Origin of the sequence: Selenomonas ruminantium subsp. ruminantium ATCC 12561, assembly GCF_000424065.1 — a bacterium.
Lineage (GTDB): Bacteria > Bacillota > Negativicutes > Selenomonadales > Selenomonadaceae > Selenomonas_A > Selenomonas_A ruminantium.
The window spans coordinates 24,750-37,772 of the sequence record NZ_AUJE01000006.1 but is presented as its reverse complement, the minus strand read 5'-3'; the positions used below and the strand labels follow the sequence as shown (position 1 = coordinate 37,772).

At 49.6% G+C, this 13,023-nt stretch carries 13 protein-coding genes; all 13 read right to left on the bottom strand.

Translation table 11 applies throughout. The features are described from left to right. Positions 1–10 precede the first annotated feature (10 nt). Complete coding sequence (locus G598_RS0104180) at positions 11–547, bottom strand: gamma carbonic anhydrase family protein (protein WP_026765873.1); 537 nt, start codon at positions 545–547, stop codon at positions 11–13. 117 nt (positions 548–664) lie between these two features. Next, positions 665–1,051, bottom strand: coding sequence for a biotin/lipoyl-containing protein (locus G598_RS0104175; RefSeq protein WP_026760906.1), 387 nt, complete (start codon positions 1,049–1,051; stop codon positions 665–667). A 31-nt stretch (positions 1,052–1,082) separates the two neighbouring features. Then, complete coding sequence (locus tag G598_RS0104170; RefSeq protein ID WP_026765872.1) at positions 1,083–1,238, bottom strand: hypothetical protein; 156 nt, start codon at positions 1,236–1,238, stop codon at positions 1,083–1,085. Positions 1,239–1,260: 22 nt separating this feature from the next. Beyond that, on the bottom strand, positions 1,261–2,790 hold the full coding sequence (mmdA, locus tag G598_RS0104165; RefSeq protein WP_026765871.1) for a methylmalonyl-CoA decarboxylase subunit alpha: 1,530 nt from the start codon (positions 2,788–2,790) through the stop codon (positions 1,261–1,263). A 116-nt stretch (positions 2,791–2,906) separates the two neighbouring features. Beyond that, complete coding sequence (gene mce, locus G598_RS0104160) at positions 2,907–3,323, bottom strand: methylmalonyl-CoA epimerase (protein WP_026765870.1); 417 nt, start codon at positions 3,321–3,323, stop codon at positions 2,907–2,909. Positions 3,324–3,350: 27 nt separating this feature from the next. Beyond that, a complete protein-coding gene (gene meaB, locus G598_RS0104155) occupies positions 3,351–4,292 on the bottom strand; it encodes a methylmalonyl Co-A mutase-associated GTPase MeaB (protein ID WP_026765869.1) in 942 nt (313 codons plus the stop codon). Positions 4,293–4,403: 111 nt separating this feature from the next. Next, positions 4,404–4,799 carry a cobalamin B12-binding domain-containing protein gene (locus G598_RS0104150; RefSeq protein WP_026765868.1) on the bottom strand — a complete coding sequence of 132 codons (396 nt, stop codon included), beginning with the start codon at positions 4,797–4,799 and terminating at the stop codon, positions 4,404–4,406. A 34-nt stretch (positions 4,800–4,833) separates the two neighbouring features. Continuing rightward, positions 4,834–6,483, bottom strand: a complete 1,650-nt coding sequence (locus G598_RS0104145; RefSeq protein ID WP_026760912.1) for an acyl-CoA mutase large subunit family protein — start codon at positions 6,481–6,483, stop codon at positions 4,834–4,836. A gap of 61 nt (positions 6,484–6,544) precedes the next feature. Next, positions 6,545–8,047 carry an acetyl-CoA hydrolase/transferase family protein gene (locus tag G598_RS0104140; protein WP_026765867.1) on the bottom strand — a complete coding sequence of 501 codons (1,503 nt, stop codon included), beginning with the start codon at positions 8,045–8,047 and terminating at the stop codon, positions 6,545–6,547. Between the two features lie 422 nt (positions 8,048–8,469). Then, entirely contained in the window at positions 8,470–9,501 is a 1,032-nt protein-coding gene (locus G598_RS0104135) for an aspartate-semialdehyde dehydrogenase (protein WP_026765866.1), read from the bottom strand. 46 nt (positions 9,502–9,547) lie between these two features. Then, entirely contained in the window at positions 9,548–10,342 is a 795-nt protein-coding gene (gene dapB / locus G598_RS0104130; protein ID WP_037363208.1) for a 4-hydroxy-tetrahydrodipicolinate reductase, read from the bottom strand. A gap of 86 nt (positions 10,343–10,428) precedes the next feature. Next, on the bottom strand, positions 10,429–12,516 hold the full coding sequence (recG, locus tag G598_RS0104125; protein WP_245582751.1) for an ATP-dependent DNA helicase RecG: 2,088 nt from the start codon (positions 12,514–12,516) through the stop codon (positions 10,429–10,431). A gap of 76 nt (positions 12,517–12,592) precedes the next feature. Further along, complete coding sequence (locus G598_RS0104120) at positions 12,593–12,901, bottom strand: hypothetical protein (protein ID WP_026765863.1); 309 nt, start codon at positions 12,899–12,901, stop codon at positions 12,593–12,595. Positions 12,902–13,023: the final 122 nt, after the last annotated feature.

Sequence of the window (13,023 nt, the reverse complement as noted above, 5' to 3'; positions counted from 1 at the left end):
ATCTCCTTGCTCATTTATCTTTTATTTTGTCTAGTTCTTCCTGATAGATAGCTGCAACCTTCTGATAGTTTTCCCCGGATGCCTTCAATGCTTCGATTTCATCTTCCCGCAGAGCACGGATAAGCTCCGCCGGATTGCCGTAAACCAATGAATTGGAAGGAATCTTTTTATGCTGCGTCAGTTTGGTGCCAGCACCAATAACCACATTATCGCCAATCTCGGTATGGCCTAAAATTATTGAGCCCATGCCAATAAGACAGTTGCTGCCGATTTTTCTGGCATGCACCACGGCATTGTGACCTATAATGACATTATCGCCTATCTCTGTCGGTTCATCCAACATCACATGCAGGGTGCTGTTATCCTGAATATCACAATTCTTGCCGATGGTCACTTTCTGGAAGTCACCGCGCACCACGGCATTAAACCAGATTCTGCTGCCTTCGCCGATTTCCACATCGCCTACTACCGTAGCCGAAGGAGCCATGAATACATCTTTACCTATGGTTGGTGTTTTCCCCTGATAAGAAAGAATAGTGCTCATCATTATCGCCTCCTGGTTTTAATCGGAAAACTATTGCTCTGTCTTATTATAACGTTTTTTGTGAAATTTTGCAACAATACAAAAGAGCACCGAAGTGCTCTTTTGTCTATACGTATGCGATTAGCCCAGGATAACCAGGGATTCATGCGCTTTAACGCTCTGGCCGGCAGCCACGTTGAAGCTCTTAACAACGCCGTCAGCATCTGCGGCGATTTCATTCTGCATCTTCATGGCTTCGAGAATCAGCAGGGTTTCGCCAGCTTTAACAGCCTGGCCTTCGGAAGCAACGAGCTTCACGATTTTGCCCGGCATCGGAGCATCGATGGAATGTTCACCAGCGCCAGCGGCTACAGCAGCCTTCTTCGGTGCAGCGGGAGCTGCAGGAGCCGGTGCCGGAGCTGCTTTCGGAGCAGCCGGTGCTGCCTTCGGAGCTGCAACAGCGGATTTTACTTCTTCAACTTCGACTTCATAAGCCGTGCCGTTAACGGTGATATTGAACTTTTTCATTAATTATTCCCCCATCATATTCGTAACAAGATTAGAAAGGACGAGCCAGGCCGCCGCGGGCAGACAGTGCCCATACATCGCTGCGCTTAATGCGCACAGCGACAACCTTGTTACCCATCATCATCTGAACAGCAGCGGTAATTGCTGCCACTACTTCTGGCGAAGCGCCATTTGCTTCCGTTTTCATGGTAAAACCTCCGAATTCCGAATTAGAGCGGAATGCACCCGTGTTTCTTAGCCGGACCAACTTCACGCTTGCTGGCCAGTGCATTCAATGCCGTAATGATGTACGGACGGGTTTCCTTCGGCTCGATAACCATATCGACATAGCCGCGTTCAGCAGCAACGTACGGCGTAGCGAAGTTTTCCACATATTCTGCCGTCTTGGCATCCTTGTCCGGGTCCTTGCGGAAGATGATGTTCGCGGCACCAGCCGGGCCCATAACCGCAATTTCCGAAGTCGGCCAAGCCATAACCTGGTCAGCGCCCAGTTCACGGCAGCACATAGCGATGTAGGAACCACCATAAGCCTTACGGGTAATAACCGTAACCTTAGGAACCGTTGCTTCACTGTATGCGTACAGCATCTTGGCACCATGGCGGATGATACCATTGTGTTCCTGATCAACGCCCGGCAGGAAGCCCGGTACGTCAACGAGGTTGACCAGCGGAATGTTGAAGGCATCGCAGAAGCGGATGAAGCGTGCGGATTTATCCGAAGCGTCTACATCCAGGCAGCCTGCCATGACATTCGGCTGGTTGGCGATAATACCAACGCTGCGGCCGTCGAAACGAGCAAAGCAGCAGATGATATTGGTCGCAAAGTGCTCATGCACTTCGTAGAATTCACCATTATCGACGATGGAACGGATAACGTCCTTCATGTCGTACGGTGCATTCGGATTATCCGGGATAACCGTGTTCAGGCTTTCATCCTGACGATCTGGGTCATCACCAGTCTCTACAATTGGCGCATCTTCCATATTGTTGCTCGGCAGGAAGGACAGCAGGTAACGAATCTGCTTGATGCAGTCATCTTCGTCTTCAGCTGCAAAGTGAGCCACACCGCTGCGGGTGTTGTGAGTCATAGCACCGCCAAGAGCTTCAGCCGTTACTTCTTCTGCCGTAACGGATTTGATAACGGCCGGACCGGTGATGAACATCTGGCTCGTGTTCTTTACCATGTAGATAAAGTCCGTGATAGCCGGGCTGTAAACAGCGCCGCCTGCGCAGGGGCCCATGATTACGGAAATCTGCGGGATAACGCCGGAAGCTGCCGTGTTGCGGAAGAAGATACCGCCATAACCGGACAGAGCATCTACAGCTTCCTGAATGCGCGCACCGCCGGAATCGTTGATACCGATACAGGGAGCGCCCATCTTCATGGCCAGATCCATAACCTTCCAAATTTTATGTGCATGCTTTTCACCCAGGGAACCGCCTTCAACGGTGAAATCCTGTGCATAAGCATAAACCAGACGGCCGTCAACCGTACCGTAACCAGTTACTACACCTTCGCCGGGCAGTTCTTTCTTTTCCTGACCGAAGTTGGTGCAACGATGTTTCATAAACATATCCAGCTCAACGAAAGTACCTTCATCAAACAATTTTGCGATACGTTCACGAGCTGTCTGCTTGCCTTTTTCATGCTGCTTGGCTATACGAGCTGCGCCGCCGCCCTGCATGATATGTTCTTTTTTGGCATGCATTAAATCAATTTTTTCCTGAACAGTAGCCATTATAGACCTCCTCATATAATTAGCTTTTGTGTTCTACGCTATATATTTTGCACTATTTGGCGGGAAATTGCAAGTTTTTATTACCTAGTGATAAATAATTTTGGTAAATGCTGCAATTAATCACGCTGGCAAAGTTCGAGCAGAACACCATGGGAGGCTTTCGGGTGAACGAAGGCAATCTTGGCGCCGCCAGCACCTTTGCGCGGCTTTTCATCAATCAGACGAACGCCTTTTTCTTTGAGGTCAGCCAAAGCTGCTTCGAGGTTATCCACACGCAGGGCAATGTGCTGAATGCCACCGCGGCCGCCGTTCTTTTCGATGAACTTGGCAATCGGGGAATCATCAGCCGTTGCAGCTAAGAGTTCAATTTCACTGCCGTTCGGCGTCGGGAAGAAGCCCGTAGTTACTTTCTGTTCTGCAACAGTTTCTTCACCATTGTTCGGCAGACCGAGCATATCGCCCCAGAAGGAGCCGACTTCTTTCAGGTCACCAACAGCAATACCAATATGGTCTACACCTAATACCTTAAACATAATGCACAACCTCCTAAAATATGTAAATTATTTTTTTAACATCTCGTCCATCAGACCACCTACTACGGTATAGGGGTCCGTGTCATGGGCACGGATTTTTTCCACGTATTCATCTAAACGGCCGCTGTCCACAATCTGTCCTTTGACAAAATTGTTGATGCCGCTGTTTAAGATATCGAGCATTTCATCTCGGGTGCGCTTCGTGCGGCGGCGGGTCAGTTCCCCATTGCCTTCGATATACGCCCTGTGCTTTTCTACTGTACCGATTAAGTCCTCGATGCCCTCATTCTGGCTGGCAATCACCTTGGTAATCGGCGGCCGCCAGTCTGTCATAAAGCTGTCCAAATCCAGCATCATATTGATCTCCCGCACCAGCTTATCTGCCCCGTCGAGGTCAGACTTGTTGATGCAGTACAAATCACCGATTTCAAGGATCCCTGCCTTGATGGCCTGAATATCATCGCCCATACCGGGGATAAGCACCACCATGGTGGTATCAGCAGCCTTGACGATGTCTACTTCCGACTGACCTACACCGACAGTCTCAACGATAATGATGTCCTTTCCAAAAGCATCCATAGCCTTTACAGCATCAGCAGTCTTGTGGGAAAGCCCCCCTAAACTGCCACGGGTGCCCATACTGCGGATAAAGACTCCTGCGTCAAGTGTCAGTTCATTCATGCGGATACGGTCGCCAAGGATTGCGCCGCCAGTAAACGGGCTGGTCGGGTCTACCGCTACAATGCCTACGGTCTTGCCCTGTGCCCGATAAGCACGGGTAATCTTATCCGTAAGCGTGCTCTTGCCGGCTCCCGGTGGCCCGGTGATGCCCAAAACATAAGCATGGCCAGTATGCGGATAGATTTCCTTCATGATTTCCGTGGCTTCGGGATATTCGTTTTCTATGGCTGTAATCGCCTTGGATAACGCCAGACGATTGCCGTTGAGTAATTCTTTTGCTATATCCAAGTTGTCACCACCTCTCGGTAGTTTTGGTTGTTTTGCAAGAAAATAGTGTCAGGAAGGAAAGCCCTTCTTATGCAGCTTCCCCCTCCTAACACTAGTTACTTGCTTAATTGATTAGAGCTTTACATTTTCCTTGATGAAGTTGACCACATCGCTGGTCGGCGTGCCCGGCGTAAATACCTCAGCAACACCAGCTTCTTTGAGGGCCGGAATGTCGCCATCGGGAATAACACCGCCGCCGATAATCAGGGTATCGGTCATGCCGTTGCCGCGTACCAGGTCAACCACTTTTGGGAAGAGATGGCCATGTGCACCGGAGAGGATGCTCATAGCAACAACATTGACGTCTTCCTGCAGGGCAGCTTCGGCAATCTGTTCCGGAGTCTGGCGCAGGCCCGTATAGATAACTTCAAAACCAGCATCGCGCAGAGCGCGGGCAACTACTTTCGCACCACGGTCATGTCCATCAAGACCCGGTTTAGCAACAAGAACTCTGATTTTCTTTTCCATTTTGTATTCCTCCAAGCTAAAACTACGCTGTTGATTACAGGCTTACATGTGCCTCGTATTCACCGAAGACTTCACGCATCACATTGCAGATTTCACCGAGCGTTGCGTAGGTCTTAACAGCGGCGAGAATGTGCGGCATGAGGTTTTCGTTTTCGTCCTGGCAGGCTTTCTTAAGGTCAGCCAGAGCTGCTTTAACAGCCTCGTTGTCGCGTTTTTCCTTCATGGCATTGACTTTGGCCTTCTGGCGTTCGCCAACAGCTTCATCAACCTTCAGGAGGTCTTTTGGAGGTTCTTCGTTTTCCATCTGGAACTTGTTGACACCAACGATGGTGCGGGCACCGGATTCAACATCCATCTGCCATTTATAAGCGGAATCCTGAATTTCTTTCTGGATATAGCCTTTTTCGATAGCAGCTACAGCACCGCCCATATCATCAATCTTCTTGATGTAATCCCATGCTTCGGCTTCAATCTTGTCCGTCATAGCTTCTACATAGTAGGAACCAGCCAGCGGGTCGATAACATCAGCCAAGCCGCTTTCGTAAGCGACAATCTGCTGCGTACGCAGAGCAATCGTAACGGATTCCTGCGTCGGCAGAGCCAGTGCTTCATCACGGGAGTTCGTATGCAGGGACTGCGTGCCGCCCATAACAGCTGCGGCCGTCTGCAAAGCAACACGGACGATGTTGTTGTTGGGCTGCTGAGCCGTCAGCATGGAACCTGCGGTCTGGGTATGGAAACGCAGCATCATGGATTTATCCTTTTCTGCATGGAAGCGTTCCTTCATAACCTTGGCCCAGATACGGCGGGAAGCACGGAATTTTGCCACTTCTTCGAGCACGTTATTATGTGCGTTCCAGAAGAAGGACAGACGGCCGGCGAAATCATCAATCTTCAGGCCAGCTTTGATTGCAGCTTCGCAATATGCGATACCATCGGCAATCGTGAAAGCGATTTCCTGTGCAGCCGTGGAACCTGCTTCACGGATATGATAACCGGAGATGGAAATGGTGTTCCATTTCGGTACATTCTGGGAGCAGTATTCAAAGATATTCGTAATCAGACGCATGGACGGGCGCGGAGGGAAGATATACGTGCCGCGGGCTGCGTATTCCTTCAGAATATCATTCTGAATCGTACCACGGAGCTGGTCAGCAGGAACGCCCTGCTTTTCAGCAACAGCGATGTACATAGCAAGGAGTACAGATGCCGGTGCATTGATCGTCATGGACGTGGAAACCTTGCCCAGGTCAATCTGGTCAAAGAGGGTTTCCATATCGGCCAAAGAGTCGATAGCTACGCCAACCTTACCAACTTCGCCTTCGGAAATTGGGTCAGTGGAATCGTAACCAATCTGAGTCGGCAGGTCGAAGGCACAGGAAAGACCCGTAGCACCATTTTCAATCAACATGCGGTAACGCTTGTTGGATTCTTCCGCCGTGGAGAAGCCGGCATACATACGCATGGTCCAGAAACGGCCACGGTACATCGTGGGCTGTACGCCACGGGTGAAGGGATAAACGCCTGGGAAGCTGATTTCATCCGCATAATCATCGCCCTTGATATCGAGCGGCGTATAAAGGCGCTGCTCAGGAAGATGCGGGCGTTCCGGGAAACGTGCTACTGCTTTTTCTACGCTGGCTTCGTATTTTGCAAGCTCAGCCTGGATTTTTTCCGTGCTCATTAGGATTTGCCTCCTATTCAATTCATACAGTTCTATTTTTATATTTTATATATAGTCTACCTTATTTTTTCATGCTGCCCGTTGCCACAAAGCGTTCATGGAAGGACAGTGCCTCTTCAAGAATGTGTGGCGTGTTCGCATGATGGGTTGCTTCGGTTGCTCGTTCGAAGTAATCGAGCAGAATCGGACGATAGTCCGGATGGGCACAGTTATTGATGATTTCGAGCGCGCGCTCACGAGGAGCCTTGCCACGAAGATCTGCAATCCCCTGCTCCGTAATGATGATATCCACATCGTGTTCCGTATGGTCAATATGGGAGCACATCGGAACAACTGCGGAAATCTTGCCGTCTTTTGCAATAGACGGCGTATAGAAAATGGTCAGATAAGCGTTGCGGGCAAAGTCGCCGCTGCCGCCGATACCATTCATCATCTTGGTACCCGTGATATGGGTGGAGTTTACGTTACCGTAAATGTCCACTTCGATGGCCGTGTTCATGGCGATAACGCCCAGACGGTGCACCACTTCCGGGCTGTTGGATATTTCTTCCGGACGCAGCAACAGGTATTTCTTGTACTTGGTTACGTCCTTATAGAAACGGGCCATGCCTTCAGGAGACGGGCTGAATGCCGTACCAGAAGCAATCAAGAGCTTGCCAGCATCAATGAGGTCGAGCATGCCATCCTGAATAACTTCGGTGTAAACCGTCAAATCCTTGAGGTCCGAATCAACGAAACCAGCCATAACAGCATTAGCTACATTGCCTACACCAGACTGCAGCGGCAGCAGGTTCTTCGGCATGCGGCCAGCTTCTACTTCCTTCTTGAGGAAATCCAGTGTGAACTGGCTCATCTTGCGGGAATCATCATCGATTGCTTTGAGCGGACGCGTATGGTCGGGAATATCGCAAGGAACGATGTATTTAATCTTGTCCGGCGTGCAGGGAATGTATGTCGTACCCACACGGTCCGTAGCCTTTACGATGGGAATCGGCAGACGATTGGGCGGGTCCATCGGGGTATAAACATCATGCATACCCTCCAGTTCCAGCGGCTGAGAAGTATTGACTTCCACGATAACCGTATCTGCGCTCTGTACATAGGAAGCCGCATTGCCCAGCGAAGTCGTCGGGATAATGTTGCCTTCTTCCGTAATCGCACAAGCTTCAACGATAGCCACATCCACTTTGCCGAGATAACCGCAGCGGCTGAGCTGAGCCGACTCGGAAAGATGCAAGTCCAGATAATTCACCGAACCGTCGTTTATTTCATTGCGCAGGTCCTTATCCGTCTGGTAAGGCAGGCGTTTTTTGATACCGTGAACCTTTGCCAATGCTTCATCCAGCTCAGGGCCAGTAGAAGCGCCTGTCCAGAGGTTAATGGTGAACGGCTCTTTTTTCATCCGTTCAGCCAGTGCCAGCGGAATAGCCTTCGGATAGGCCGAAGCGGTAAAACCACTGGTTGCAACATTCATGCCTTCTTTGAAAAAAGCTGCTGCTTCTTCCGCCGTGACAATCTTTTCCTGCAACTCTTTGTTGCGCACGCGGTCGAGAATATCAATCATGGAAAATCCTCCCTCATCAGTGCCGACCAGCGGAACTGTTCAGAAATAACCCGGACATCCTGCTTGCCTAAATTCACCTATACTGCGTTGTCGTCGGTCGGCGTAGCACCGCTACGTCTTCCTCCTCCGCCTTGTATATATGAATTTATTCTGCGCAATATGTCCAACTTATTTCTTGCCAGTTCCTTTCTTCGATTCCGGCAACAGATTTTATTAACATGGGGTAATGCTTATTCATAAACTACAGCTATGATTACACCCTATATCGCCAATGATAACATGAAGTTATCGTTATTATGAATTATAATCATAGTTTATCGTACTACTATGTATCAATTATACCCCACGACTTATGTTAGCACGAAAAGAAACCGCCGTCAAGTAAGACTTGACGGCGGCTGGCCATATTTGTGAAATTTTTATCAGAACATATCGTGTTCAATCATGTATTCAGCAATCTGCAGGGCATTGAGCGCGGCACCTTTGCGAATCTGGTCGCCGCAAACCCACATATTAAGACCATGCTCGATGGAATAGTCCTTACGCAGACGACCAACGGCAACATCGTTCTTGCCGGAGGTTTCGAGCGGCTGCGGATAGAGCTGTTCATCCGGGTTATCCACCACTTCTACGCCGGGGAATGCTTCGAGAGCCTTACGGGCAGCCTCTAAGCTCACTTCATCCTCGAATTCCACATTGACGGACTCGGCATGGCTGCGGTATACCGGCACACGAATGGTCGTTGCCGTAATGCGCATATCGTTGTCGCTCATGATTTTCTTTGTCTCGTCAATCATCTTCATTTCCTCTTTTGTATAGAGGTTTTCCTTGAAGACATCAATCTGCGGCAGGAGGTTGAAAGCAATCTGATAATGCTTCTTGAGGGCTGCACCAGGCAGGATGTTCGCTGTAACGGGCTTGCCTGCTACGATATCCGCGACTTGCTGTTCGAGTTCTGCCATAGCTTCCTTGCCGCCACCGGATACGGCCTGATACGTGGATACGACCACACGCTTAATCTTGGCGATATCATAAAGCGGCTTCAACGCCATAACCATGATGATGGTCGAGCAGTTCGGGTTCGCGATAATGCCTTTGTGCTGGGCAATGGCTTCCGGATTGACTTCCGGCACAACCAGAGGAACTTCCGGGTCCATACGGAAGGTACTGGAGTTATCGATAACCACGGCACCGGCTTTTACAGCGGCAGGCGCAAATTCCTTGCTGGCACTGCCACCAGCGAACAGGGCGATATCCACATCCTTGAAGGAATCCACCGTGGCTTCCTCAACGGTATATTCCTTGCCCATAAACTGGATTTTCTTGCCAGCGCTGCGCTTAGAAGCCAGCATTTTGAGATCAGCAAACGGGAAATTGCGCTCCTCAATGAGATTTAAAAATTCCTGACCTACGGCACCCGTTGCGCCCAGAATTGCCACATTATACTTTTTCATCGACATTCATTCCTTTCGCTTGTAAAAGCCGTTTTCTTTTTATGCCTTAAAACTCCAAGAGTTTATCCAAGCCTACAGTCAACCCTTTAAGGCTGCGCACCTTCTGTGCCGCGAGCACTACGCCGGGCATAAACGACTCACGATTCAACGAATCATGGCGGATAGTCAGGGTCTGCCCCAGACCACCAAAGATAACTTCCTGATGCGCTACATAGCCGGGCAGACGCACACTATGAATATGCATTCCCTCATAATCAGCACCACGGGCACCGGCAATCTTTTCCTTTTCGTCCGGATGCCCCTGCTTATGCTCGGCGCGGACTTCGGCAATCATCGCCGCCGTCTGTACAGCCGTGCCAGACGGAGCATCCAGTTTATTGTCGTGGTGAAGTTCAATGATTTCCACATCCGGCATATACTTTGCCGCCTGCTTAGCCATAACCATCATCAACACAGCCCCAATGGCAAAATTCGGCGCAATAAAGGCCGGTGTATCATTTTCTTCAGCCAGCTTCTTAATCTCTGCCTTCTGCTCATCACTAAGGCCAGTTGTACCAACCACCGGGCTGACTTTCGCGTTCAATGCGGTCATAACATTATCAAAGACCACATCCGGACGGGTAAAGTCAATCATAACCTCCGGTTTAATACGCTCCAGAGCCGCCTGTAAATCCGTCTCCACCAGCACACCACTTTTTGGCAGACCAGCCAACTCGCCACAATCCGCGCCGCCGGCAATATCCACAGCCCCAACCAGCTGCAAATCCTCTGCTTCCTGTACGGCTTTCAATACCGCCCGGCCCATACGGCCGCATGCGCCATTCACCAATACTGTTACCAAAACACACGCCTCCTATGCTGTTTTAAGCTAGAAATATTGTATACTATGTCTATGCGTTATGTCAAGATGTTCTCGACATAAATACATTAGATATCTGTAATATTTTCAAACTGCTCCTTATACTGCAACGCCAAAATTGGCAAAACATCCTGTCGTTCCTCGCGATTAGCCACTGTTTCCTGAGCTGCTTGCCGGGCTTTAAGCAGAATGTCCATGTCATTTAAAACATCCGCCACTTTTAAATCCGGCAAACCATGCTGCATAGAGCCAAAGAACTGCCCCGGCCCGCGCAGGCGCAAATCTTCCTCCGCGAGTTTGAAACCATCACTGGTTTCTGCCATGATTTTCAAACGCTCCCGCGCATTTTCCGTCTTCATTTCCGACACGAGGATACAATAGGATTTATACTGACCACGACCAATGCGCCCGCGCAGCTGATGGAGCTGCGCCAGGCCAAAGCGCTCCGCATTCTCCACCACCATAATACTGGCGTTCGGCACATTGACACCGACTTCAATAACCGTAGTCGACACCAAAAGCTTTATTTTATTGTCGTAGAAATCCTGCATGACCTGCTCTTTGTCAGCAGCCTTCATCCGCCCATGCACAAGGCCGCAAGGCATATCGTGGAAAATCCCATAGCGCAGTTCATCATAGACTTCCTCTGCCGAAGGCAAGTCGCTTTCCTCATTCAGCTCAATTAGGGGGCACACCACATAAGCCTGTCTTCCTGCAGCTAACTGCTGATGAACATAGTCATAGATCAGCTCTCGCCTGTCCGGTTTGCGCACAAAGGTGCGAATCGGTTGACGCCCCGGCGGCAACTGTTGGATAAGGGATACATCCAAATCCCCATAGACCGTCAGCGTCATCGTGCGGGGAATCGGCGTTGCCGTCATAACGAGCACATCCGGCATAAGGTTTCCCTTTTTCTCCAACTCCGCCCGCTGGGCAATGCCAAAGCGATGTTGTTCGTCCGTTACCACCAGACCGAGTTTTGCAAACTCCACGCCTTCCTGAATCAAGGCATGGGTGCCGATGACAATATCCACTTCATGTCCGGCAATCTGCGCGTACATTTCCTCCCGCTTTTTCTTGGTCAGCCTGCCCGACAAAAAACCAACGCGAATCCCAAGCTTTGCTAACTGCTGACAAAAGCCTTCATAGTGCTGGCTGGCCAAAATCTCCGTTGGTGCCATCAGTGCTCCCTGATAGCCATTTTCCACCGTCTTAGTGAGCGCCAGCATGGCAATAACCGTCTTGCCGGAGCCAACATCGCCCTGTACCAGGCGACGCATAGGCAACGGGCTTTCCATATCCCGCTGAATTTCCTGCCAAGTGCGCTGCTGGTCATTGGTCAGGGCAAATGGCAAGGACTTTAGGAGTTTTGCCACTAACTCACTAGAAAGCAAATGGCGAATCCCCTGGCTGTGTTCCCGCGCCTGCCGCTTCAAGAGCAAAAGTCCGCACTGAATCAGATAAAGCTCCTCAAAGGCCAGCTGATTACGAGCTGCCTTAAGCGCCGCAAAATCCGCCGGAAAATGAATATCGTGCAACGCTGTCTTTCTGGATAGCAGTCGATAGCGCGCAACCACGCTTTGGGGAATCAATTCATTTATCGTCAAATCCGCTGCCAACAGCCCCTGCAACAGCTTGCGGAAAAACTTCTGATTCAGCCTTTCCGTAGCCGGATAAACCGGCATAATCCCCGTCATATTTTCCGGTGTATCCTCTTCATCGAGAATCTGAAAGCTCGTCAACTGGCTCATAGCAAACTGCCCCCGCCCGCCAAAAGCATACGCCGCCTTTCCCGTAACAAAGACCTTTTTGCCTGTTTTCAATTTACTTTTAAGATACTTCTGATTAAACCAGGTAACCTGCAAAATTCCTGTACCATCGCCAATAAGTGCCATAAGAATAGACATTCCTCGCCGTCCGCCCTGACGTTCTGACACATTCATGATGGTGCCCGCCACTGTGGCTTTTTCACCAGCCTGCAACTCGGATATTTTCGTCAGTACACTCTGGTCTTCATAAGTACGGGGAAAGTAGGTCAGCAAGTCATAAACCGTAAAGAGACCTAAGCGATTAAGCTCAGCCTTCTTCTTCGGACCTACTCCCTTTACATATTGTATTCCATCCGTCAGCTGCAAAAAATCACATCCAATACTCATTCTGTGCTAATATATTCGTTCTAATCTAAAGTATTCCTGCATAAGAAAAAGCCCTTCACTAAGGAAAGGCTTCTATTTATACTGCTTTGAATTCTTCTTCTGCATAACCAAACCGCGTAGTCAGACGATAGATAATCCGGCTGTCATCTGCACTACGAATGGTGATATGGTCAATATCTCTAAGCATACTCTTGATATCCATAACTGCAGCCATACCACTGATATAATCCGTAGCCCGCGCCATTGACATCCTATGCCTCTCCGGTGCCAATGCGCCTGTATGATAAATTTCCATGCAAACCCGCTCATCTCTATCCACAAAGTGACGGCAAAGTTCCGGCTCCCAGGCATTGCTCAATTTTTTGATTCGTTCGAAACACTCCATAGCAAAAACTATCTCCCTCCCCAAGCATTTCCCTTAACATTTAAGACTTGCATATTTTATCATAATTGTCTATAAAATTCAACCTTGTGAACGTTTACATAAATTCGCCCGAAGTCCCTCAG